Below are 25,404 nucleotides of genomic sequence, written 5' to 3'. Positions count from 1 at the left end.
CAACGAACCTGCAGTTTGAATGAATAAGGGTATATAACAAAGCGCTGTGTAAACAGGATGGTTACACAGCGCGGGGTTAATTGTGAATCTCCGCAATGATAATATGGCCGGTATCATTGAGGTAGCGGATGAGTCCGGGTTACGCCATCGCACTGATCGTCTTGCGAAAACGCAGCAGCGCCGCGCAGAAGAAAGCCGCACCAATAACGATCAGATAAATAAATTGCGGCCAGATTATCAGGAAATCCGCGCCACGATAGAGAATTGCCTGTGCCAGGCTGACAAAGTGCGTCGTCGGCATTGTCTGCATCACATCCTGCACAAACTGCGGCATACTCTCCCGCGAGGTCATCCCGCCGGACAGCATATTCAGCGGCAGCAGCACCATTATCATCAGCAACCCGAACTGCGGCATAGAGCGCGCAATCGTCCCCATAAAAATCCCGATTGATGTCGTGGCAAACAGACTGAGTGCCACGCCGCACATAAACAGGGTAATCGATCCTTCTATCGGTACCTGCAGCAGAAACCGGACAACCAGCAGCAGTGAGCCGAGAGAGGCCAGTAAAACCACTAATCCCATTGACCAGATTTTTGACATCATTATCTCAAAAGGGGTTACCGGCATCACCAGAAGATGCTCAATAGTCCCGTGCTCGCGTTCACGGATAAGCGCCGCCCCGGTCAGAATAATCGAGAGCATCGTAATATTATTGATAATCGCCATGACAGAGCCGAACCACATCTGATCCAGGTTCGGGTTAAACCGGGCGCGGATATCCAAACCCACCGGCAGCACACTGTTTTCACGATTTTTAGCCAGAAAAGTATTCACCTCGCCGGTGACAATGTTCTGAATATAACTATTGCCGAGAAACGCCTGGCTCATGCGGGTGGCATCGACATTTAACTGGACTGCCGGATGGCGTCCTGCCAGGACATCGCGCTGAAAATTGGGCGGAATATCCAGGGTGAAAGTATAAGCACCGGTATCCATCAGCCCGTCCATCTGGTTTATCTCAATATCAACAGGGGGTAGAAAATAAGGCTCATAAAAGCTGTTAATGATGCGCTGGCTGAGCTGCGAGCGATCCTGATCTGCGATCGCAATGGGTGCCAGATGCAGTGAGTCTGATTTTACCGTAGCCGAGGAATAGATTGATACGGTGAATGCAAACACAATCAGTGCCAGCATGGCTTTATCCCGCATCAGGCTGCGCAGCTCTTTCATGCCGAGATAAATAATATTCTTCAGTGTCCGCATTATCCCTCCTGCTTTTTCAGGAAAAAGATGCTGCATCCGAGCACCAACGGGATGGTGATAAGCAGCGGAATAAAGGACTGATACAAATCAATCAGTCCCAGCCCTTTGGAAAACGTACCACGGGTGATGGTCAGGAAATGCGTGGTCGGGTAAATATGCCCTATCCAGTAGCCCATACCTTCAAGTGATGATACCGGGTCAAGCATTCCGGAAAACTGTGTTGCCGGGATAAGGGTAATAATCGCCGTCCCGAAAATGGCGGCAATCTGGCTTTTCATAAAGCAGGAGATAAGCAATCCCATGCTGGTGGCAATCGTAATATAGCAAAGTGCCGCCAGCGTCACTGTCAGGAGGCTGCCTTTGAGCGGCACGCCAAATACATAAACGGAGAGTATGCAGAGCAGGAAAAAGTTAAACATTCCCAGCAGGATATACGGCAGTTGCTTACCGATAAGAAACTCCGCTTTGGTAATTGGCGTAACATACAGATTAATAATGGATCCTAGTTCTTTTTCCCGCACCACACTCAGGGCGCTGAGCATTGCCGGGATCATCATCAGCAGCAGCGGAATAACCGCAGGTACTATGGCGGGCAAACTTTTTACATCCGGATTATAGCGGTAGCGGGTTTCAATATTGACCGCTGATTGGGTTGGTGTTGATACCGGCTGGCGTGATGCCATGCGGGTCAGCCAGTTCAGGTGCATTGCCTGCACATAGCCGCGTATGGTTTCTGCGCGGCTCGGCATTGCGCCATCCACCCAGACACCCAGGGTCACATTGTGGCCTTTGGCGATATCCCGGGCAAAATTCGGCGGAATCTCGACCGCGACAGCAATTTCCCCGCCACGCAGACGCCGTTCCATATCATCATAATCGCGCAACGGAGGTTGTTCGATAAAATAGCGCGAGCCGGAGAGATCCTGTACATAGCTCTGGCTGGTGGTGGTCTGGTCGCGATCCAGTACTGCAAAACGCAGATTTTCCACATCCATACTGATGCCGTAACCCATGATAAACATCAGAATAACCGTGCCGAGAAGCGCCAGTGTCAGGCGGACCGGGTCACGGCGCAACTCCAGTCCTTCACGCAGACTGTAACTGAACAGACGGCGCAGACTGAAACGGCGTTTCAGCGCGGTGGCTGCGGTTTCTCCTGAGTTGGCAGGCAGCTCAGGCGCGGCGGCAGGCGGGGCGTCATCCTCAATACCGGAGGCTTTTTTCAGATAATCGATAAATACCGCTTCCAGGGTATCAAACTCACTGTTTCTGACCAGACTATCCGGGGTGTCTGTCACCAGCACTTTCCCAGCGTGCATCAGAGACATCCGGTCACAGCGCGCCGCCTCATTCATAAAGTGAGTGGAGATAAAAATAGTCACACCGTCATCGCGTGAAAGGCCCACCATCAGATTCCAGAACATATCACGGGCAATCGGGTCAACACCGGAGGTTGGTTCATCAAGGATCAGCATTTCGGGGCGATGGATAACGGCAACAGCAAGTGAGAGCCGCTGGCGGATCCCGAGCGGCAGACCTTCCGGCATCGCGTCTGCAACATCGGTCAGCTTAAAGCGTGCCATCATTTCAGTGACGCGTGCGTCAATTTCGTGCTCCGGCACATGAAACAGTTTGGCGTGCAGCACCAGATTTTGCAGCACCGTCAGCTCACTGTAGAGTGAAAACGCCTGCGACATATAGCCCACGCGCATCCGGGTATTCAAATCTTTCGGGTCAACTTCCTGACCAAACAGCCATGCTTTGCCTTCACTGGCTGGTAACAGTCCGGTGAGCATTTTCATGGTGGTGGATTTGCCGCAACCGTTGGAGCCGAGAAAGCCGAATATTTCTCCTTTCGGAATGCGGAAATTGACGTGATCGACGGCGGTAAATGAGCCGAAACGCATAGTGAGATCTTGTGCTTCAATTGCCACAGTCTCATTATCCTGAACGTTGCGCGGCGGGATCACCACGGATTCATGATCTTTGCGTTTCTCTTCCGGCAGCAGGGCGATAAACGCCTCTTCCAGTTCGGTGGTGTGTGTTTGTGCTTTCAGTTCGCGGGCGTGCCCGGTCGCCAGAACCTTGCCGTCATCCATCGCAACGAGATAATCAAAACGCTCTGCTTCTTCCATATAGGCGGTGGCAACCAGCACACTCATGTTTTGCTGGCGCTCACGGATGCGATCAATCAGATCCCAGAACTGGGCGCGGGAGAGCGGGTCAACACCGGTGGTTGGCTCATCGAGGATCAGCAGTTCCGGGTCATGAATAAGGGCGCAGCAAAGCCCGAGCTTCTGTTTCATGCCACCGGATAATTTTCCTGCCGGGCGGTCGCGGAAGGGCGCAAGCCCGGTACTGGTCAGTAAATCATCAATGCGCAGATGCCGCTCGGCTTCTGACTGACCAAACAGCCGCCCGAAGAAATCGACATTCTCAAAAACCGACAGGGTGTGATAGAGGTTTTTCCCCAGCCCCTGCGGCATATACGCGATACGCGGGCACACAGCGCGGCGGTGAGTTTCATCACGGATATCACCGTCCAGCACAATCACATTCCCCTGCTGCACTTTGCGGGCGCCGGCAATCAGGGAAATCAGCGTCGATTTCCCGACACCGTCCGGGCCTATCAGCCCCACCATCTGACGGGCGGGGATATGCAGACTGATATCATCAAGGGCGCACACATCACCGTAATGATGCGTAACCTGTTCAAGTGTGACGATCGCGGTGGCGGAAAGCTTCTGTGATGATGTCATTGAGGTAATTTCACCTCCAGTTCAGCAGGCCATTCCTGCCTGGGATCCAAACGAATGTATGCACGTCCCGGCAGACCTGTTTTCACGTATTCCAGGTTTTTTTCCAGTAATTCAGGGGCTATCCGCGCACGGACACGAAACATCAGTTTCTGCCGCTCGTTATCTGTTTCCACTGTTTTCGGAGTAAATTGCGCAACACTGGCAACATACGAGGTTTTCGCCGGTATCACCAGATTTGGTGCGGCATCAAGGATAATATGAACTTCGCTGCCGATAGCTGCTTGTCCCGCCTGTTCAGTCGGCAGGAAAAAGGTCATATACACATCACTGAGATCAACCATATTCACGACACGGCCACCGGCACCCAGCACTTCGCCCGGCTCGGCAACGCGGTATTGCACACGACCGTTACGCGGGGCTTTCAGCTGACTGTCATCGAGATCGGCCTCAATGCGCTGTTGCGTGGCGAGTGCTGCATCAACCCGGGTCTGCGCCTGAATAATACCGGACTGCGCGGCATCAATTGCTGCAGAGGCCGCTGCAACCTGGGCTTTGGCAGCCTCGACAGCTGCATGGGCGCCCTGAACCACCGCAAGGTCATCATCAAGCTGCTGAACGGAGATGGCATTGGTTTTTACCAGTGCCTGAGAGCGGGCGAGACGTTTTTGTGCCGCATTCAGTTCAGACTGGCGCTGGCGTACCATGGCTTCTGCGGCTGTTTTTTCACTTTTCCGCTGGGCGAGCGCCGAACGGGAGGAAACCACATTGCTGGTCGCCTGACGGTATTGTGCCTGTGCTTCGCTTAATTGTGCTTCAAGTGTCCGGGTATCCATCTGTGCCAGAACATCACCGGCACGGACAAAATCCCCCTCCCGGACATTGATGGTACTGATACGTCCGGCAATTTTAGTTGAAATATCAATTTCGGTTGCTTCTATCCGGCCATTACTTTGTGCAAATCCGGCGGGCAGCCCGGAGGGACTCATCAGCCGGTACAGATAGCCTCCGGCAATGAGGGCGATAACCAGCAGGAGATAAAGGATCCACGTTTTACGTTTTGATTTTTGCATAGACACCGTGATTACTCTTCTTGTTAATAATAATGAGATAAACACAACGGCAGCATTTCAATACATAAGTGATGAATAATATCACTGTGTATTTATATAATGTTGAAATTAAATGCTGACAAATAAAGCATAGCCGGATCAGAGGAATAATGCTGCTGCATGTATCACATTCATCATAAAGGAAATATATTTTACTCAGGTTTATACCGGTTGGTTTTTAGCTTAAGAGGTTTCGGGGGCAGGACTGGCAGACGAAAAAAAGGATGCAGCAAAATAAGCCGCCGCATCCCGTTTTTGAGTAAATAAGGAAATGAATGAATAAGGGTATATCAGCGTTTAAACCAGCGGGATATAAACGTAAAGGAAACTCTGCCCCGGCGCACCTGGTCTAAAAATACCGCTAAAATAATCACAACGCCGATAATCAGCCTTTGTGAATAAGATGCCACATTGAGAAGTGTTAAACCGTTTTGTAATACGCCCATAATCAGAGCGCCGATAGCCGTGCCGATAACAGAGCCGATACCGCCGGCTAAGCTTGTACCGCCAATAACCGTTGCAGCAATGGCATCAAGTTCATAACCTTCCCCGGCAATAGGTTGTGCTGCATTTAAACGTCCGACTAAAATAACTGCCCCTAAAGCAGCGAGTCCGCCGTTAATAACATAGGCGCGGATCTCCAGCCAGGATACATTGATACCGGATAACCGGACTGCTTCGCGGTTGCCGCCCAGTGCATAGGTTTGCCGTCCGAATTGTGTCTGTGTTAATGCGTAATAACTCATCATCACCACGAAAAAGGCAATAATAACGGGAACCGGCAGATTAAAACTCTCTGTCACGGCTATTTTCCCGTTACCGAGATAACGTAATGACGGCGGAAAGCTGTACAGTGTTTTCCCGCCGGCAATTGTCAGTGCTAATCCCCGCGCAATTCCCATCATGCCTAATGTGGCAATAAAAGGCGGTACTTTCATGCAAACAATAACAAACCCGTTCACCAACCCGCAAAGTGTGCCGACCAGAATGGCCCCGGCAATGGATAACATAACGACGGTGAGTTCCATCATGAATGAGGGCTCCGGCCCAATCCATTCCATACCGGCATGAATAAATGTTCCCAGGCTGACGGCACTCAGCGCCACGATTGACCCGACTGACAAATCAATCCCGCCGGTCAGAATGACGTAAGTCATACCTGTTGCGATAATGGAGATAGTCGCCACTTGCAGCAATATATTGACGATATTATTCGTTTTGAGAAAAACAGGTGAGGCAAAGCTCATTCCGACAATAAGTGCGGCAAGAACCAACCCGATGCCCAGACTGGATATAAGGGATAATACGGATGATTTAGTGATACGTTGCATAATTATGTCACCAACTGTTGGTCAATTCTGTGGTTGTTCCGGGCTTATATACCCACCATTAAATGCATTAATTTTTCTTCTGAGGCATCTTTGCGTAAAATTTCGCCCACCATTGATCCCTGGCGCATAACAATAATGCGGTTTGACAGCAACAACAGCTCGGGTAAATCGGAAGAAACCATCACGACGGTGCCGCCGTCTTTTGTAAATACCCGCATCAAATCATAAATTTCAGCTTTTGCACCGACATCAATACCGCGTGTCGGCTCATCAAAAAATAAGATTTTGACATTACTTTCCATCCACCGCGCTAATACGACTTTTTGCTGATTACCACCGGATAATGTATTTGCTGTCTGCTCCTGGCTGCTGGCAACAATGCGCAACTTTTTCATATTCTTTTGTACGCATATTTTTTCTTTTGACTGGTTAATAAATAAACCATTCCATAACCGGTGTAAGATGGGTAATGTCACATTTTTCCGGATACTGGCACCTAAAACCAAACCCTGTCCTTTGCGGTCTTCCGTTAAAAAACCGATACCGGCTTTTACCGCATCTTTAGGCGAGCGGATTTTTTGCTTAATATCATCAATATAAATATCGCCGGTACTTTCGTCAGCACCAAATATGGCGCGCAGAATTTCAGTTCTTCCGGCACCGACTAATCCTGCAAACCCCAGAATCTCGCCCTGATGCACATTGAACGATATTTTTTTAACATGTGCATTTTGAAGGTCACAGATTTTTAATTTAATATGACTGAAATTGGTATGATCCACTTCATCAGATGCTTTAATATCCCGCCCGACCATTAAGCGGATTATTTCATTATTATCAGTATCTTTATACAGCATGGTGCCGGTCCGCACTCCATCTCTTAAAACTGTGATGCGATCCGCAATATGATTAAATTCTTCTAAGCGATGGGAAATATAAACCATTCCGACACCCTTTTCTTTCAACTGATGGATGATCCGGAATAGTGTTTCTGTATTTTTACGGGAGATAGATGCAGTAGGCTCGTCGAAGATGATTATTTTATAATTATGGATTATTGCTTTAGCTATTTCTACCATTTGCTGCTGAGCCAGAGATAAAGAACTTATTTTTGCATCCGGGGATATATCAAGCTCAAGTTCGTCAATGACTTTTTTGGCAAGGTCGTACATTTCCCGCCATTTCATTTGTCCGAATATATTATGCTTTTCACTGCCTAAGAATATATTTTCTAATACAGTTAATTCAGAAACCAGCAATAACTCCTGATGAATAAAGCCGATTCCTTTCAGCTGTGCCTCTTTTACATTCAGCGGGTTATAGGGCTGTTCAAATAACGTCATACTGCCGCCGTTTGCGGGGTATATTCCGGCTATTATTTTACAAAGCGTTGATTTTCCTGCGCCATTTTCCCCGACCAGGCAATGAACCTCTCCGGCATACAGTGTAAAATCAACACCTTTCAGAACCTCTACCTGATTAAAGGATTTAATAATGTGATGCATGTCAAAAACAATCTTTTTATTAATCTCAGTCATATTATTATAATTCCAGATTTGATTGCTTATTATCTTTACTATAATGTTATTTTTGTTATGTTGTGCCTTCTGTATCCTACATCAATCAATTAGAGGTGTACATCGGTATGAAACGTCTATTCCAATCACTATTAGCCGCAATCGTATTAGTAGGATTCACTGCTGTTGCCCAGGCAGAAAAACCTAAAGTCGCCCTTATTATGAAAACATTAAGTAATGAATATTTCATTGCAATGAAAGAAGGCGCAGACAAAGCGGCAAAAGAGCAAAACATTGATTTAATTGTTCAGGTTGCTGAAAAAGAAAACTCGACAGAAGAATTAGTCTCATTAGTCGAAAATATGATTGCTTCTAAAATAGATGCGATTGTAGTAACACCGAATGACTCACATGCCTTTGTTTCTGTATTTAAAGATGCAGAAAAAGCGGGTATTCCTATTATTGACTTAGATGTGGAACTGGATAAAGCGGCCGCGCAATCTGCGGGACTGACTTACTATTATGTTGGTGTGAATAACTTTGAAGGTGGTTATAAATCAGCAAAACGCCTGGTGGATGAGTTAGGTGGTAAAGGTAAAGTCGTTATTTTAGAAGGTATTCCGGGTGTCGATAATGGCGAGCAACGTAAAGCCGGGGCAATGAAAGCCTTTTCTGAAGCGCCGGGTATTGAAGTTGTAGCCTCACAAACAGCCAACTGGGAAACCGAACAGGCCTTAAACGTAATGACCAATATTTTAACCGCAAACCCGGATATCAACGGTGTATTCGCAGCCAATGATAATATGGCAATCGGCGCGATTACCGCGATTGAAAATGCCGGTTTTGAAGGTAAAATATTAGTATCCGGTTATGACGCACTGCCGCTGGCACTTCAGTATATTAAAGAAGGAAAAATGCTCAATACTATTGACCAGGGTCCCGGAGCTCAGGCAGCAAAAGGTCTGGAATTTGCCGTTAAACGCATTAATAAAGAAAAAGTACCTGAGCGTTTCTATCAGGATCTTATCGTGATAGATAAAAGTAATGTGAAATAATAGTGACTTCACTATAAAAATACCTGTGAATACAATCAAATCCTGATAACAGGTGTTTTAGCTGAGATGCATGGATAAGACCTCCGGTTCTGATACTCAGTCAGAACCGGTTTTTTTTACTGAGAAAGCTGGCTGTCAGGTTAATTTGTTTGCTAAAATCCACCTTTCCTTCCCGATAATGACTAATATCTGCCGGATTTTGCAGTAACTTACTGTGTATCCTGCCTTTTTGAGTAAATGAGCTTATGTCGCAAAATACCAACACCGTGCCGAAAGTCGGTTTCGTCTCTTTAGGCTGCCCGAAAAACTTAGTGGACTCCGAACGTATCCTGACTGAACTGCGTACTGATGGTTATCAGGTCGTGCCAAGTTATGACGATGCCGATGTGGTGATCGTCAATACCTGTGGCTTTATCGACAGCGCCGTGCAGGAGTCGCTGGAAGCTATCGGCGAGGCGCTGGCAGAAAACGGTAAAGTTATTGTTACCGGGTGTCTGGGCGCGAAAGAAGATCAAATCCGTCAGGTGCATCCGAATGTACTGGAGATAACCGGTCCGCACAGCTATGAACAGGTACTGGCAAGTGTCCGTAAATATGTGCCGAAACCGGCGCATGATCCGTTCACCAGCCTGGTGCCGGCGCAGGGCGTGAAATTGACCCCGCGCCATTACGCGTATCTGAAAATTTCAGAGGGCTGTAATCACCGCTGCACATTCTGCATTATTCCGTCCATGCGCGGCGATCTCGACAGCCGTCCGGTAGGCGAAGTGCTGGGTGAAGCGCAGCGCCTGGTTGAGTCCGGCGTAAAAGAGTTGCTGGTGATTTCGCAGGATACATCTGCCTATGGCGCGGATATCAAACACCGCACCGGGTTCCGTGATGGTCTGCCGGTGAAAACCAGTATGATCGGTCTGTGTGAACAGTTGTCACAACTGGGTGTCTGGATACGCCTGCACTATGTGTATCCGTATCCGCATGTGGATGATGTGATCCCGCTGATGGCAGAAGGTAAAGTGCTGCCGTATCTGGATATTCCGTTGCAGCACGCGAGTCCGCGTATTCTTAAACTGATGAAACGCCCCGGCGCGGTAGAGCGCACACTTGAGCGCATCAAACGCTGGCGGGAAATTTGTCCGGAGCTGACTCTGCGCTCTACCTTTATTGTTGGCTTCCCGGGTGAAACAGAAGAAGATTTTCAGATGCTGCTGGATTTCCTGACCGAAGCGCGTCTGGATCGCGTTGGCTGCTTTAAATACAGCCCGGTGGAAGGTGCAAAGGCAAACGAATTGCCGGACCCTGTACCGGAAGAAATACAAGAAGAGCGTTATCATCGCTTTATGCAGTTACAGCAGAAAATTTCCACCGAACGTCTGGCTGAAAAAATCGGCCGTATTCTGCCGGTTATTATTGATGAAGTGGATGAAGATGAAGGCGCTGTCGGGCGCAGCATGGCGGATGCACCGGAAATTGACGGTATGGTCTATCTGAACGGTGAGTTTGATGTGCAGCCCGGTGATATTGTGATGGTTAAGATTGAACACTCGGATGAGTACGATCTCTGGGGCAGTGTGGTGCGCGAAGCATGACAACCGGTGACAACCGTGTGTTTAACCGGCTGATGTTTGGTAACGATCCCGTTTTGCAGGCGGCGTGGCTCTATTATCAGTCCGGTCTGAGCCAGACTGACGTCGCTGATGCGATGGGCGTTTCCCGTGTGACGGTGGTGAAATATCTGCAGATTGCACGGGAAAGCGGCGTGGTTAATATCAGCCTTGATATGTCGCGCTACAGCCGGATTGACATGGCGTTGTCACTGAAAAAACAGTTCAGTCTGACCAGTGTGCTGGTGGTGGCGGATAACCCGGCACCGGATGCCGCCGCAGATTCCGCCCGCCGTCGTGAAAATATGGCGCAGGCGGCAGCGGTTTATCTCAGTCAGGTGATTGAGGACGGCGATGTGCTCGGCGTTGCATGGGGGCGGACTATTCACCATCTGGCAAAGTGTCTGATGCCGAAAACCGTACGTAACGTGACGGTATTGCAGATGCTCGGCTCTGTGCCGTCTCAGCCGGATTTTACGACAGTGGAGTCATCTTCACTGATTGCCGGTAAATTCGGCGGTGAATGTGCTTACCTGCATGTGCCGGCGATTGTCAGTTCGGCAGAACTGGCGGATACACTGCGCCGTGAGCCGATTATCCGCGCTAATTTTGCCCAGCTTGACCGCTGTACCAAATCATTATTTGTGGCGGGCAATGTCACCGAAGAAAACCCGCTTACCCGTGCCGGTGTGATTACGGCGGAAGAAATGGCGGATTTTCGCCGCAAGGGCGCGGTCGGGGTTATCTGCGGACGTTTTTATGATAAAGACGGCAAGTCGCTGGATACGCATACGGATGCCCGCATTCTGGGAATACGTCTGCCGCAGTTGCAGCAGATTGCACGGCGGATTTTTATCGCCACCGGTGAACAGAATATCGCGGCCACGCGCGGTGCATTGCTCGGCGGATATGTGTCAGATTTGATTGTAGATCCGGTGATAGCGGCGGGTTTATTGTCAGGACAATAGTCATAATACGCCGCCGTAAGGCGGCTTATCAGGGTTATGACGTGCTTACTATTTTGCCGGATTTATTTTTTCGGCTTCAGTGCGGGTATCGCCTTTACCGTCATTCAGTAATTGTATTGCACAATCCATATACTGATTGGTGCCTGCCTCAATCACATCCCGGTTAAATACGACACTGGGCGCACTGTTCTGTAGTGCGGTAACATTGATATTGCCGTTAAATTTCTTATTTAAGTCAACTTCACCTTCAATGATGACGTGATAAGCAATGCCGTCAGGCAGGTATTTTGCACAATCTTCAATGCTTTTCTCTTTAAATTCAGTCTCTTTAAATTCAGTCTCTTTAAATTCAGTCTCTTTTTTTATGGTTGAGCATCCGGGTAAGATCATCAGAATGACGGCTGTCAGGGCTGAATAACAAATCACTTTTTTCATAAAAACCTTAAATCATAAATATATTAAAGTCTTATTATATTGAAAATGATTATCATTTAAAGAGGTTAATTGCCTGGCGTTATTTATCAGAATAACTAATGAACAATGTGCTGAGTTATATACCCTTATTCATTCAAACTGCAGGTTCGTTGGCTGCACTCAAATAGCCGGGTCACATAGTTTATCTATGCTCCCCGTCTATTTTCCCTTGCCGCCTTCCTGCAACTTGAATGACGTTGGGTATACAGCAATAAGAACGGCGCGTTGCGCCGTTCTTGCTTTCCGTTACTCAGTTTTCAGTCCGTAGGTTTTAAATTTCCTCAGCACCCGCTGCATCTCTTCGGCACTCAGTACCGGAACATCCGGGGTGATCGCGCGGATTTTCAGGTATAACGCGGACAGTACTTCAGTCTCATGCGCCAGCCACAAGGCTTTTTCCAGGTTAACTTCCATCGTCAGCATACCGTGATGCTGCATAATCAGCGCCTTACTGGTTTTGATGCCCGCCGCCACAATATCAGCCAGTTCATGTGTGCCGAAAGTTGCGTAAGGCACACAGGGAATATGATCAGTACCGGAGACGGCAATCATATAGTGAATGGCCGGAATGGATTCATTGAGAATAGAAACGGCGGCGGTATTCAGCGCATGATTATGAACAACCGCGTTCAGCTCCGGACGTGCCTGATAACAGCTCAGGTGAAAGTGCCATTCGCTGGACGGAATTTTATCCGCTTCAGTCTGCCCGGAATTGTCCATATACACAATACTGTCAGGTGTCAGTTTTTCATACGGCACACCACTCGGGGTGATAAGCATACCGTCCTGCCAGCGGGCGCTGACATTGCCGGATGTTCCCTGGTTCAGCCCGCTTGCATTCATTTTCAGGCAGGTATCGATAATCTGTTGTGCCAGCTCTGTGCGGGTCATGGTTATACCTCATACTCTGACGGCCAGATCTCCGGGAACATGGCTTTAAGCCCTGCCGGTGTAGCATCACAAATACCGCGCTCGGTAATCAGCCCGGTGACATATTCCGCCGGTGTGACATCAAACGCATAGTTGCCGCAGGTTGTTCCTTGTGGTGCAGTATTTACCCAACTGCGCGTGCCTTCGGGCGTGATACCAAATACATGGGATTGCTCTTCGCCGGAACGTTGTTCAATCGGGATCTCTTTTACGCCATCCCACACCGTGAAATCGAGAGTCGGTGAGGGCAGTGCCACATAAAACGGGATATTATTTGCTTTGGCTGCCAGTGCTTTCAGGTAGGTGCCGATTTTATTACAGACATCCCCGCGTGCCGTGGTACGGTCAGTTCCGACAATACACATGTCCACTTCGCCGTGCTGCATCAGATGCCCCCCGGCATTATCAGCGATCAGGGTATGCGGCACGCCGTGTGAACCCAGCTCAAAAGCGGTCAGTCCGCCCTGGTTGCGCGGACGGGTTTCATCCACCCAGACGTGAATATTAATCCCTTCATTATATGCCTGATAAATGGGTGACAGCGCCGTGCCCCAGTCCACTGTTGCCAGCCAGCCTGCATTACAGTGAGTCAGAATATTGACCGGTTCTCCCGGTTTTTTACGGGCGGCAATATCACGGATAATTGTCAGTCCGTGCTCACCAATACGGTGGCAGATCTCAGCATCTTCATCTGCAATTTCACCGGCAATGCGGTAAGCGGCTTCACAACGGGCATTTGGCGTCAGCGGTGTGAGTGCGGTGCAGATCCTGTCCAGCGCCCATTTGAGGTTGATTGCGGTCGGGCGGGTGATAACAAGGGTATCGTAAGCGGTTTTCAGTGCGCTATCACTGCTGTCACGATGCATTGCCAGCGCCACGCCATAAGCGGCAACCGCACCAATCAGCGGCGCACCGCGCACCCACATATCTTTAATGGAGGTTGCCGCTTCTTCCGGTGTGGTTAACTGAAGTATACTAATTTCAAACGGCAGTTTTGTCTGATCAAAAATACAAACATTAACGCCGTTTTCAGCTAACCAGACGGAGCGGTAGTGTTTTCCCTGAATTTTCATTATGACCTCATAAGCAGGTGGCGATTAACAATAAGAAAGAAATGGTGTGATATCGTCAAAACTGCTGTAATGACGGGCGTTGACAATCAGTTCACGTGCGAGTTTCAGTGTTTTGCGTTCAAGCGTTGCGCGCAGGTCGGCATCTTTAATGGATTTAAAATCTGCCACCCCGGCGAACCCGAGCAGGCGGCGGTTAATTTCCAGACCGGCGTTAACCAGCGTGTCCTGAAACAGTTCGGCAAAAAAATTGTTCTGCGCGGTTCTGAGAAATTTATCGTCAAATAATCCCTCCTGATAGAGTACGCGCGGCCAGGCATCACCCTGCTGTTTTTCTGTCCACAGACGGCGGAATTCTGTCTCAAAGACAGACCAGGTCTGACTTATCTGTGACAGCAGCCATTGCTGATATTGCGCGGTTTCATTCTCATTTTTCCGGTGCGCCGGCTGAGAAAACCATGCCATATATAAGTTGCCGATATAATTACCGGTATCAAATGCCATAGGTCCCATAAAGCTGAATTCAGGATCAATCACCTGTACGGAGTTTTCACCCGTCATGATGGAGCCGGAATGCAAATCACCATGCAGCAGCGCCTGGGTCTGTGTCATAAATTTATATTTATAACGCATGGCAACCTGCACCATTTCGCGGTCAAGCATGACGGCGTTTGCATCTTTATCCAACTGCGGGGAGGTGTGCTGATTGCGTGGTGCAGGATAATAAGGCTCGGTGAAAATCAGGTCTTCGGTGATTTTACACAGTTCATGGTTTGCAGAAAATTGTGCGGTAAGGGCTTTTTTATCCTGTGCATTCATACCGAGATCAGATGTGTGAAACAGCGTCTGCGCCATAAATAAACCGGTTTTCTCTGCAAGCTCAGGAACAAATTTACCGGCAATCAGTGCCTTACGCAGAATGATATGGTCATCGAGATATTCCATGACAAACAACGCCATTGTTTCATCATAGAAATACACATCAGGCACATAATCAGGTGCAAAACGTTTTTCCTGTGACAGAGCATGGTATTCAAAATAATTGCGTTGCAAAGAGAGCTGCCAGGACTCGCCTGCGGCACGGACGTATGGCAGGGATTGTTTTACCACTAATGTATTTTCACTTCCCCGGACGATAAAAACCAGATTGAGATTACCGTCCCCCACTTCCTCTACCCGCCAGTCGTCGGGCGAGCCGTCTAATTGCAGATCAGGAGGGAGATGCGCGGCAAGATAAGCGGGAAGCGTTTTACTGGTTTGCGGGGCATATCCGGCGGGCGTTACTCGTGTCATAAGATAACCTCAGAAACAAAAAGGAGTAATTTACAAATGTAAATTATAACTATACATTTGTATTGCATCTGTGATGAGAATAACATATCTTCTGATGATTGCATCAGATATAAAAACCGATAAAAATCAAAAAAAGGTAATAAATTCTTAAGTATATATTTTCCGTTCTATATGGAAAATATAATTAATTATTATTGTTTTTTGCAATGACCAGGTATATATACCTGATCATGAAATGTGATAAATCTTATTTTTTCTGATTTAAGAGGTTAAGTGTGATTAGGTAGGTAATATTACAGGAAATAGGAATATTGATATTGATTTCAATGAACCGATAAGGTTAAATTCTATTTGCTGATTCAGAGAATGCTTGGTTTTTATAATGGGAAGTTGATATATTTTTATTTTATTTCAATATGTTGGCTTTTTTTTGCCGTGGATTTCGGTATTACAGGCATGGCCTTAAAAATGGATTTTTTTGTTATCACATTGTCAATATAAGCGAATGGAGTATCTTATGGAGACCGAATATATTTATTCTTGTGTCGGAAGCCGGATTAAAGAAAAGAGAAAATACTTAGGATTAAGTGTTGTCCGGTTAGCTGAAGATATGGGGATAACCCAGCAGCAATTTAACCGCTACGAACGTGGAACAAGCCGCATTAGTATTCATTATCTAATCTATTTGGCTGAATTATTTCATGTTCCGGTGGAATACTTTTTCAATAAAGAATAGTTCCCCGGTAGTTAAGTCGTGACATGGTACTAACCGTATGTGAAAATAGCCGGCAGTTAACATCGCACTGGTTGTTAATAGCCGGCCAGTCAAATGTGGTAAAGGGCTACAGGTATTATGTCACGCGAATTCTTCCGTAAAGTTGCTGATAAACAGCATATTAAGTTGTCTTATGTTACTCACTTCTATTGTAATCAGCAGGATATTTCTGAAGTAATCAATCTGTTGCGCGGGTATGAAAAAATGCCGGCGGCCGTTCTCGATCACGTTCAGTTTGTGATTGTTGATGATTGCTCTCCGGTTGAGTATGAGATCCCCGAATTTGATTTAAATCTGACCTGGTTACGGATCACGACTGATATCCCGTGGAACCAGGGCGGCTCCCGTAATCTGGGAGTGACTTATGCCAAATCAGATAAAATTCTGATGACCGATCTGGATCATGTCCTGCCGGTATCTACGTTTACTTATCTTATCAATGCGGGCAATCCGGGACGGACGTTTTATAAACTGTATCGTCAGGATGAAAACGGCAAAACGTATAAAGGACACTCAAATCTGTTTTTTATGTCCCGTGCGCGTTTTTTCCGTTTTTATGGTTATGATGAAGAGTTTTGTGGTCACTATGGCGCAGAAGATTACCGCTTCGTTAAGTTACAGAAATATAACGGTTCCCGTCAGCGCTACTTACCTAAATCGGTGTATGCACAAGAGCGGATTGTTGACCGTGAAAAATCCTATCACACCCTGGAGCGTGATCTGAGTTACAACACCCCGGTCGATAAGCGCAAGCATGATGAAATTTGCACTTATGGTGCAGAAGCAGGGCACTCTAGGTTATTCCTTGATTTTGAATGGAAAATACTAAAATCAGTTTCCCGTCCGCAACCGACGGAACGGAAAAAAACACCCGGCTGGAAAACCCGTTGGTGGCTGCGTTGGTTGTTTGCATCGCTGGCAAAATAAGACAGACATAAAAAAAGCGCCCTGAAGGCGCTTTTTTTATGTCTGTTGCTCAGAATGTTTTGCTGTATTTAGCAATGATAGCAGCAGCACGGGTCAGATAAGAAATGAATGTTCTGATGTTTTTCATAATCAACTCCTGCATTTGAATTAGAGGTTAAAGCGTCTTTCGCTTCGATGGGGGTACTATAGCAATTTTGTGACAAAGGTCAAATTTTTTATAAAATAAACTTAATTTAATTAAAATTATTTTTAGTTTTTATTGTGGACAGATGACAAATCACAGGCAATAAAAAAGCGCCCTGAAGGCGCTTTTTTTAATCTGTCTGATAATCAGAATGCTTTGCTGTATTTAGCAATGATAGCAGCAGCATGGGTCAGATGAGAAAAGAAAACTTTGATGCTTTTCATAATGAACTCCTGCGTTTGAATTAAGGGTTAAAGCGTCTTTCGCTTCGATGGAGGTATCATACCATTTATGTGACCGATGTCAAATTTTTAATAAACTATATTTTAAAATATTAAACTATTTTTTATTTAAAACCGTCGGAGAGGGAGCTTTCTGCGAACAATAAGTTATATACCCTGCGAAATGATTCTTATCTGATGCCGTTATATCAGACTTGTCTGCTGTTAAAATGGCAAATAAACTAAAAAACATAATTAAATGAGTATGTTAGTGACTTAATTTGACTGACTTATGCAAGATATTTGTCCGATATTTATTCTGAAATCACGTAAAGTAGCAGGCTGTTACCGGGTTGTTACTGATATGGGTTATTAAAGGGTATTTATCAATGCAATGGAAAAATAGTGCTGAGCGATACGGACACCTCTCCGTTTTGCTTCACTGGGGTGTGGCACTAACTGTTTACGGGATGTTTGCCCTGGGTCTGTGGATGGTATCGCTGGGATATTATGATATCTGGTATCACAGTGCGCCGGAGATCCACAAAAGTATCGGCATTCTGTTGTTTATTGTTTTGGTTATCCGGATGGTCTGGCGCTGGATTTCCCCGCCGCCGCCCGCGTTAACCACCTATACCCGGCTTACCCGGATCAGTGCAACACTGGCGCACTGGCTGCTGTACGGTATTTTATTTGCCATCCTGATAACCGGATATTTTATTTCAACGGCAAATGGTCAGGCCATTTCTGTTTTCGGATGGTTTGAGATACCAGCCTCACTGGCTGACGGTGCATCACAGGCGGACAGCGCAGGAACTATTCATCTGTATCTTGCCTGGTCTGTTGTTGTGCTATCCGCGCTGCACGCACTGGCCGCATTCAAACATCATCTCTTTGATAAAGACGCCACATTAAAACGTATGCTGGGCATGAAACCCTGAATGCAGGGAAGCCCGTAATTTTATTATGACGGAGAAGTAATAATGCTGAAGAAAGCACTGGTTGGTTTAAGCGCAGGCATGATGCTGCTGGGTTCAGGTGCGGCACTGGCTGATACCTATAAGATTGATAAAGAAGGACAGCACGCGTTTGTTCAGTTCCGCATTCAGCATCTGGGTTACAGCTGGCTTTACGGGACATTTAAGGATTTTGACGGCACATTTACATTTGATAAAGCAGATCCTTCAAAAGACAACGTCGATGTGACGATTAAAACCGGCAGCCTGGACACCAACCACGCCGAGCGTGATAAACACCTGCGTGGCCCTCAGTTCCTGAATACGGACAAAAATCCGCAAGCTAAATTTGTATCGTCCAAAGTGGAAAAGAAAGGGGATGACTATATCATCACCGGCAATCTGACCCTCAATGGTGTGACACAACCGGTAACGCTGGATGCAAAACTGACGGGTGAAGGTAAAGATCCATGGGGCGGCTATCGCGCAGGTTTTGAAGCCACAGGAAAAGTGTCCCTGAAAAGCTTTAATATCAATGCCGATTTAGGCCCGAAATCACAGGATGCTGAGTTAATTATTTCTGTTGAAGGCGTGAAAATCTGACATTTTCCGTTATCTGACTGATTTTTATACCCAACGAACCTGCAATTTGTAATAGTATGTAAGACCCGCTATGGCGACCGCTATAGCGGGTTTTCTTTATTTTTGTCAGTATCTTTTTGTACCCTTATTCATTCAAACTGCAGGTTCGTTGGCTGTACTCAGCCCGCTGCCTGCCTGCATCTTGAATAACGGAGGGTATATATGTTGACGGTAAGAGCAGAGGAAAGTATGGGGAAATTAATAAAGCTGGTGTTGATGCTGATTGTCGCTGCTGCATTTACAGGTGCCGGCTATTATATGGGAACGTCGGAAACGAAGCCGCCTGTTCTACGGGAGGCTTTCAGCAGCAGCGCGGAGAAAACACCTGTTACTGTTGAAAAAAAAATGATGGCGGAATCATTTCTGTTTCTTGAGTCACTGCGTAAAATCTCACCTGAAAAATATAAAGAAATAAAACGTGAGATGGGTGATTATGATTCAATGACCTATGAGCAAAAACTGGCATGGGTGAATAAAATCACCGGGCTGACGGCGGTATTATTAATCGATCGTGTTCCTTATGCTTCTGACGAGGCGTTAAACGCCTTTGCTGTAGCGGTTAAAGAGCAGGCCGACGGATATCTGATAAAAGACCCGTCCGGGCAACTGTGTTTTAATAATTTTTTTCCGGGACTGAATAAATTTCCGCAGGATAAATTGGCTGTTTCTTATAATGAAGCTGACATCCGGATGTTGAAAACGGTTAATCTGATCCTGACGTCATCTCTGGAAAACAGAAATAGTCATTCAGTGTCTGAGCACGATGCTTATCGCGTATTAGGCGCTGTTTCACAGAAACTGAGTGAGAAATACGGTGATCAGGTTAATTTGTTATCAAACCCTGAAGAGGGTGCAAAAGACCCGGTAATGACCTGTCGTATTGTCGGTGATTTTTATGAATTATTTACTCAGGAGCCGGATAAATCCGCCACCGCAGAGGCATTGCGACAGATTTTATCTGATTAATTTTCCGGTGGTCACAGTAAATCAACCGCCGGTATTTAGTTTATCCGGTGTGACCCATGTGCAAATTGTGCTGTTTTTCTGAAACATAACAAAATAATCTTATTTCAGTAAAAAACGATACTTTGTCTGAGAACAGGAATACCTGAAAATAAAATACGTTTGTACCCGAAAATGAACCTGCTAATCGAATAATCAGGATGTTTTTTTTCAGAATATCATTCTGAGGGTTATTTTTTCTGTGAAGCGCCGGCACAGAAAAATATCAAAGTGTGAAGCGTATATTACTTTCATTACCGGATATTTCTTTATATTGCATCGCATAGCATCATAAACTGACAAATAAATCACATAATTCATTGTGTCAGACGGATATTTTATTTCTGTTTATTTCATTTTCATCCGTTCACCCTATTATTTCACTTATCGTTACTTTTGCCGTTATTCAGGCTATTCTATGCGGAATATTGTATTGAATTAATTTTAATGACCGGGGTATTTTGATGGACAACACGTCAACGCAGTCTTCTGCCGCCCAACCTTCCGATAAACACACATCTTCGACTCATCCTGCAAAACGAAAAGCCTGGCTTCTCGGTACAACTCTGCTGTTTATTATATTGCTGGCGGGGTATCTGATTTATTGGTTTATGGTTCTGCGCTATCAGGAATATACCGATGATGCTTATGTGGTCGGGCTTCAGGTACCGGTTGTGGCGCAAACTACCGGTAATGTGACGCAGGTAAATTTTGAGAATACCGATCTGGTGCGCGCCGGGGATGTACTGGTAGTGCTGGATAAAACCAATGCTGAACTGGCTTATGCACAGGCGCGCCATGATCTTGCGGCAATAGTGCGCCAGACACAGGAGCTTTATTATAATCGTGACCAGCTCAGTGCGGTGATTGCACAGAAAAACGTGCTGCTTAATCAGGCAAAAAGTGATTATGCGCGCAGAAGTGTGCTGGGGCAGCGGGGGACTATTTCCAAAGAGGATTTGCAGCACTCACGCGAAGCCGTGGAAGAAGCACAGGCTTCCCTGAATGCATCAGTTCAGCAATTTAATGCGACGAAAGCCTTGCTGAAAACAACCGCATTGGCGGATCAACCCGCAGTATTACAGGCGGCAGATAAAGTCCGCGATGCCTGGATAACCCTTCAGCGTACACAAATCCGCAGTCCGTTTACCGGATATGTTTCACGGCGCAATGTCCAGGTCGGCGCGCAGGTTAGTCCGAATGCGTCACTGATGGCGATTGTTCCGGCTGAGCCGGTGTGGATTGATGCTAACTTTAAAGAAACGCAGCTCAGTGATGTGCGGATCGGGCAACCGGTTACGATCACCAGTGATTTTTATGGCAGTAAAGTGATATTTAACGGCACGGTCGCCGGGCTGGATATGGGCACCGGCAGCGCATTTTCACTGCTTCCGGCCCAAAACGCGACCGGTAACTGGATTAAAGTGGTGCAGCGGCTGCCGGTCAGGGTGGAATTAGATCCTCAGCAGATTGCAAAATATCCGCTGCGTATCGGGTTGTCCATGAATGTCACTATTGAAACAAAAAATACCGGCGGTCAGGTTCTGGCTAATGTGCAGCGTGATACCCCGGCGTTTAAAAGCGATGTACTTATTCCGGATCTTGCGCCGGTGAATGTTGTGATTGCACAAATCATTACAGACAATGCCAGTTAAGTTGTACGGGGGTTTATTGTGGATAATCAACCGTTAACAGGAAAAAGACTGGTCTGGGCGACCATCGCACTGGCTATGGCGACCTTTATGCAGGTGCTGGATTCCACTATTGCCAATGTGGCTATTCCGACTATCTCGGGCAATCTCGGGGCGTCTGTTTCGCAGGGAACCTGGGTTATTACCTCGTTCGGGGTATCGAATGCCATTTCTATTGCGATCACCGGGTTTCTGGCTAAACGTTTCGGTGAAGTCCGCGTGTTTATCTGGTCTGTCGCGCTGTTTACCCTGGCATCTTTGTTGTGCGGGTTATCTGATAGTCTCGGGATGCTGATTTTTTTCCGCGTATTACAAGGCGGTGTTGCAGGACCGATTATTCCGCTGTCACAAAGCCTGTTGCTGAAAAGCTATCCTCCCGCGAAACGCAATACCGCGCTGGCGCTGTGGTCGATGACCATCATTCTGGCGCCTGTGTGCGGGCCGATTATGGGCGGTTATATCAGTGATAATTTTCACTGGGGATGGATTTTCTTTATCAACATCCCTATCGGGATATCCGTGGTGATTGTCAGTCTGATGCTGCTGCGCGGCATGGAGTCGAAAACCACGAAAGTACCGCTCAATGTGATTGGATTATCCCTGCTGATAGTCGGTATCGGTTGTCTGCAAATCCTGCTGGATAAAGGAAAAGATCTCGGCTGGCTGGAATCCGATGAAATTGTTGCACTGGCGGTTATTGCTGCGGTTGCGCTTGTGTTCCTGGTTATCTGGGAGCTGACAGATAAAAACCCGATTGTAGAATTGTCCCTGTTTAAGTCGCGAAATTTTACGGTCGGGACACTTTCTGTCAGTCTGGCATATATGGTCTATTTCGGCGCAATTGTTCTGTTACCACAGTTGTTGCAGGAGGTATACGGCTATACGGCGGAGTGGGCGGGGCTGGCACTGGCGCCTATCGGGCTGGTGCCTATATTGATCTCGGCGTTTGTCGGCAAAATATCTAATGTGGTGGACCTGCGCTGGATTGTAACCTTTAGTTTCGTGATATATGCCATCTGTTTCTACTGGCGGGCATACACATTTGAGCCTCAGATGGATTTTTATGCGTCTGTCTGGCCGCAACTGGTGCAGGGATTTGCGGTCGCCTGTTTCTTCATGCCACTGACAACCATCACTCTTTCGGGATTGCCGCCGGAAAGGCTGGCATCGGCATCTGCACTGGCAAACTTTTTCCGGACACTGGCAGGCTCGATAGGGACCTCGATCACCACAACATTGTGGAGCCGACGCGAATCGTTACATCATTCTCAGTTAACTGAGTCGATCACAGAGTATAATCCTGAATCGGTACAGATGTATCAGGAAATGGCGCAGCACGGTATGTCGCAGATACAGACATCGGCGTACCTCGCAAAAGAGATAACTGCGCAGGGATTAATTATCAGTGCGAATGAAATTTTCTGGCTTTCAGGCGGGGTGTTTATCGGTCTGATTGTGCTGGTCTGGTTTGCTAAACCACCCTTTACCGCTAAGTCCTGATAACCGTTACAGTAACAAGGATGCGTAACCGGTAATGTACCGGTTGCCGGACGCAATGAAGAGGATTTTTCCATGAAATTTAAACAATTTATGCTTGCCGGTGCGATTGCGTCGGCTACATTGCTGGCAGCACAGATAGCCTCGGCCTGCACACGCCTGGTGTATCTCGGGGATGATTCGCAGGTGATCACGGCACGGTCGATGGACTGGAAAAGCGATGTCGGCACTAATTTATGGATTTTCCCGCGGGGCATGGCGCGTGATGGTGCCGCCGGACCAAACTCAGTTAAGTGGGTGTCTAAATACGGCAGTGTGACTGCATCCGGATATGATGTTGCCACCACTGACGGGATTAACGAAAAAGGGTTAGTCGCAAACCTGCTCTGGCTGGTGGAATCCGTGTATCCGACGCCGGAAAATGATAAACCGACTCTGAGTATTTCTGCATGGGCGCAGTATGTGCTGGATAATTACGCGACAGTGGAAGAGGCTGTTGCGGCATTGGAAAAAGAGCCGTTCTCTGTGATTACGGACAAAGTGCCGGGCGAAGAGCGTCTGGCGACGCTGCATTTGTCACTGTCTGATGCATCCGGTGACAGCGCTATCATTGAATACATTGATGGTAAGCAGGTCATTCATCACAACAAAAAATATCAGGTGATGACCAATTCTCCGGTATTCAGTGAGCAACTGGCGCTGGACAGTTACTGGCAGCAGATTAACGGCACGGTTATGTTGCCGGGTACTAACCGTTCTGCCGACCGCTTTGCGCGCGGATCTTTTTATATCAACGCTATTCCGAAATTAACCACACCGAATAAAGCGGTTGCATCCGTCTTTAGTGTAATCCGCAATGTTTCTGTGCCGTTCGGGCTGAATACGGAAGAAGAACCGAATATCTCGTCTACCCGCTGGCGCACAGTGGTGGATCACAAACGCCAGATTTATTTCTTTGAATCTGCACTGACGCCCAATATTTTCTGGGTTGACCTGAAAAAAGTGGATTTCAGCAAAGAAAATGGCAAAGTGAAGAAACTGGATTTAGGGCCTGAGCAACAAAACATTTACTCCGGTGATGTGGCAAATGACTTTATTGAGACTAAACCTTTTATTTTTCAGGGTATTAATCAAGTGATCGCTAAGCAAAAGTAAAAGTCATTTACGCCTCACCGGAAAGTGTATAAGATGTATTTAAAATGCATCTTTATGGTGAGGCGTAAAATGGAAAATCTGGTCTGTTATAAAACTCTGCCGGTCTGGCAAAAAACCACTATCCCGATGGCATTTATGGATCGCCACAATACGGCGGAAGGCACTTGGGCACAATTATCTGTGCTGGCCGGAGAGATGGATTTTGTCGTTTTCGGCGAAAACGGTGAAGAGACCCGCTACCACTTTGATACTGAACATCAGCCGCCACGCCTTGATCCGCAGGTGTGGCATAAAATTGAGTCTGTCAGTGATGATATTTCCTGTCAGCTCGCCTTTCACTGTAAACCGGAAGATGAATTTTATAAAATTCATGGTTTGACCCGTCCGCACTCCGAAGTCCGCGAACTGGTGACAATGACCAAACCCGGAAAAACCCTGGATTTAGGCTCCGGCCGCGGGCGCAACAGCTTTTTCCTGGCACAGCTCGGCTATGATGTGACTGCCACGGATATTAATCCGCAGCATATTCAGGCGATTGAAGATGTAAAAACCGCCAGCGGGATAAGCAATATCCGCACTGCTGTGTATGATATCAATCAGCATACCTTGCAGGATAATTACGACATCATTATCTCCACAGTGGTGCTGATGTTCCTGAAAAGAGAAAATATTGCTGCGATTATCGCCGATATGCAGGCACATACCCGTCCCGGTGGTTATAACCTGATTGTTTGTCCGGTAGAGACAGATAATATGCCGTACGATGAACTGCCGTTTGACTGTTTCCTGAAGCCGGGTGAGCTTTCCGCGGCTTACGCAGACTGGGAAATCCTGAAATACAATGAAAATCCGGGTCATCTGCACCGCACTGATGCTGCAGGTAACCGGATCCGCCTGAATTTTGCCACTCTGATTGCCCGTAAAAAAGCCTGATAACCCGTAAATAGTCAGATCTTCTCGCTGTGTTGCCGGCTATCCGGCAG

21 protein-coding genes are annotated in these 25,404 nt (G+C 47.1%); 12 read left to right on the top strand and 9 right to left on the bottom strand.

Annotated features, from left to right (window positions below):
* Window positions 1-139: 139 nt before the first annotated feature.
* From ACMHKJ_RS14850 to ACMHKJ_RS14830, 5 genes are all read right to left on the bottom strand, one after another.
* A complete protein-coding gene (locus tag ACMHKJ_RS14850) occupies window positions 140-1,264 on the bottom strand; it encodes an ABC transporter permease (protein WP_413495071.1) in 1,125 nt (374 codons plus the stop codon).
* Window positions 1,264-4,023, bottom strand: a complete 2,760-nt coding sequence (rbbA, locus tag ACMHKJ_RS14845) for a ribosome-associated ATPase/putative transporter RbbA (RefSeq protein WP_413495069.1) — start codon at window positions 4,021-4,023, stop codon at window positions 1,264-1,266. Before rbbA ends, ACMHKJ_RS14850 begins: the two co-directional genes overlap by 1 nt.
* Entirely contained in the window at window positions 4,020-5,093 is a 1,074-nt protein-coding gene (locus ACMHKJ_RS14840) for an HlyD family secretion protein (protein ID WP_413495067.1), read from the bottom strand. The genes rbbA and ACMHKJ_RS14840 overlap by 4 nt, the downstream gene beginning before the upstream one ends.
* 329 nt (window positions 5,094-5,422) lie before the next feature.
* Complete coding sequence (locus ACMHKJ_RS14835) at window positions 5,423-6,463, bottom strand: ABC transporter permease (protein WP_413495066.1); 1,041 nt, start codon at window positions 6,461-6,463, stop codon at window positions 5,423-5,425.
* Window positions 6,464-6,507: 44 nt separating this feature from the next.
* The gene (locus ACMHKJ_RS14830) at window positions 6,508-8,001 is read right to left on the bottom strand and encodes a sugar ABC transporter ATP-binding protein (protein ID WP_413495064.1); all 1,494 of its coding nucleotides are present in this window, start codon (window positions 7,999-8,001) and stop codon (window positions 6,508-6,510) included.
* Window positions 8,002-8,108: 107 nt separating this feature from the next.
* On the opposite strand from ACMHKJ_RS14830, the gene ACMHKJ_RS14825 reads away from it, so the two are divergent.
* From ACMHKJ_RS14825 to ACMHKJ_RS14815, 3 genes are all read left to right on the top strand, one after another.
* The gene (locus ACMHKJ_RS14825; RefSeq protein ID WP_413495062.1) at window positions 8,109-9,035 is read left to right on the top strand and encodes a substrate-binding domain-containing protein; all 927 of its coding nucleotides are present in this window, start codon (window positions 8,109-8,111) and stop codon (window positions 9,033-9,035) included.
* Between the two features lie 245 nt (window positions 9,036-9,280).
* Complete coding sequence (gene rimO / locus ACMHKJ_RS14820; protein WP_413495061.1) at window positions 9,281-10,621, top strand: 30S ribosomal protein S12 methylthiotransferase RimO; 1,341 nt, start codon at window positions 9,281-9,283, stop codon at window positions 10,619-10,621.
* Window positions 10,618-11,604 carry a sugar-binding transcriptional regulator gene (locus tag ACMHKJ_RS14815; protein WP_413495059.1) on the top strand — a complete coding sequence of 329 codons (987 nt, stop codon included), beginning with the start codon at window positions 10,618-10,620 and terminating at the stop codon, window positions 11,602-11,604. Before rimO ends, ACMHKJ_RS14815 begins: the two co-directional genes overlap by 4 nt.
* Before the next feature lie 48 nt (window positions 11,605-11,652).
* On the opposite strand, the gene ACMHKJ_RS14810 is transcribed toward ACMHKJ_RS14815, so the two are convergent.
* From ACMHKJ_RS14810 to mtnK, 4 genes are all read right to left on the bottom strand, one after another.
* The gene (locus ACMHKJ_RS14810; RefSeq protein WP_413495057.1) at window positions 11,653-12,039 is read right to left on the bottom strand and encodes a hypothetical protein; all 387 of its coding nucleotides are present in this window, start codon (window positions 12,037-12,039) and stop codon (window positions 11,653-11,655) included.
* 285 nt (window positions 12,040-12,324) lie between these two features.
* Window positions 12,325-12,969, bottom strand: a complete 645-nt coding sequence (locus ACMHKJ_RS14805) for an L-fuculose-phosphate aldolase (RefSeq protein ID WP_413495055.1) — start codon at window positions 12,967-12,969, stop codon at window positions 12,325-12,327.
* 2 nt (window positions 12,970-12,971) lie between these two features.
* Window positions 12,972-14,081: an S-methyl-5-thioribose-1-phosphate isomerase gene (gene mtnA, locus ACMHKJ_RS14800; protein WP_413495053.1), complete on the bottom strand. Its 1,110-nt coding sequence runs from the start codon at window positions 14,079-14,081 to the stop codon at window positions 12,972-12,974.
* 24 nt (window positions 14,082-14,105) lie between these two features.
* Window positions 14,106-15,371, bottom strand: coding sequence for an S-methyl-5-thioribose kinase (gene mtnK, locus ACMHKJ_RS14795; protein ID WP_413495051.1), 1,266 nt, complete (start codon window positions 15,369-15,371; stop codon window positions 14,106-14,108).
* Between the two features lie 517 nt (window positions 15,372-15,888).
* On the opposite strand from mtnK, the gene ACMHKJ_RS14790 reads away from it, so the two are divergent.
* The 9 genes from ACMHKJ_RS14790 (at window position 15,889) to tehB (ending at window position 25,354) form a co-directional block, all read left to right on the top strand.
* Entirely contained in the window at window positions 15,889-16,107 is a 219-nt protein-coding gene (locus ACMHKJ_RS14790) for a helix-turn-helix domain-containing protein (RefSeq protein WP_067365057.1), read from the top strand.
* A gap of 117 nt (window positions 16,108-16,224) precedes the next feature.
* Entirely contained in the window at window positions 16,225-17,073 is an 849-nt protein-coding gene (locus tag ACMHKJ_RS14785) for a glycosyltransferase family A protein (RefSeq protein ID WP_413495049.1), read from the top strand.
* Between the two features lie 794 nt (window positions 17,074-17,867).
* Entirely contained in the window at window positions 17,868-18,419 is a 552-nt protein-coding gene (locus ACMHKJ_RS14780) for a cytochrome b (protein ID WP_413495047.1), read from the top strand.
* A gap of 42 nt (window positions 18,420-18,461) precedes the next feature.
* On the top strand, window positions 18,462-19,037 hold the full coding sequence (locus ACMHKJ_RS14775; protein ID WP_067365051.1) for a YceI family protein: 576 nt from the start codon (window positions 18,462-18,464) through the stop codon (window positions 19,035-19,037).
* Window positions 19,038-19,238: 201 nt separating this feature from the next.
* The gene (locus ACMHKJ_RS14770; protein WP_413495046.1) at window positions 19,239-20,042 is read left to right on the top strand and encodes a hypothetical protein; all 804 of its coding nucleotides are present in this window, start codon (window positions 19,239-19,241) and stop codon (window positions 20,040-20,042) included.
* A 500-nt stretch (window positions 20,043-20,542) separates the two neighbouring features.
* Window positions 20,543-21,733, top strand: a complete 1,191-nt coding sequence (locus ACMHKJ_RS14765) for an EmrA/EmrK family multidrug efflux transporter periplasmic adaptor subunit (RefSeq protein ID WP_413495044.1) — start codon at window positions 20,543-20,545, stop codon at window positions 21,731-21,733.
* A 15-nt stretch (window positions 21,734-21,748) separates the two neighbouring features.
* Entirely contained in the window at window positions 21,749-23,269 is a 1,521-nt protein-coding gene (locus ACMHKJ_RS14760) for a DHA2 family efflux MFS transporter permease subunit (RefSeq protein ID WP_413495195.1), read from the top strand.
* A 72-nt stretch (window positions 23,270-23,341) separates the two neighbouring features.
* Window positions 23,342-24,421, top strand: coding sequence for a linear amide C-N hydrolase (locus ACMHKJ_RS14755; protein ID WP_413495042.1), 1,080 nt, complete (start codon window positions 23,342-23,344; stop codon window positions 24,419-24,421).
* A 69-nt stretch (window positions 24,422-24,490) separates the two neighbouring features.
* Window positions 24,491-25,354 carry an SAM-dependent methyltransferase TehB gene (gene tehB / locus ACMHKJ_RS14750; protein ID WP_413495041.1) on the top strand — a complete coding sequence of 288 codons (864 nt, stop codon included), beginning with the start codon at window positions 24,491-24,493 and terminating at the stop codon, window positions 25,352-25,354.
* Window positions 25,355-25,404 lie beyond the last annotated feature (50 nt).

Source organism: Morganella psychrotolerans (assembly GCF_965118875.1).
Classification (GTDB): domain Bacteria; phylum Pseudomonadota; class Gammaproteobacteria; order Enterobacterales; family Enterobacteriaceae; genus Morganella; species Morganella psychrotolerans_C.
This window is presented reverse-complemented; position numbering and strand designations above follow the sequence as displayed.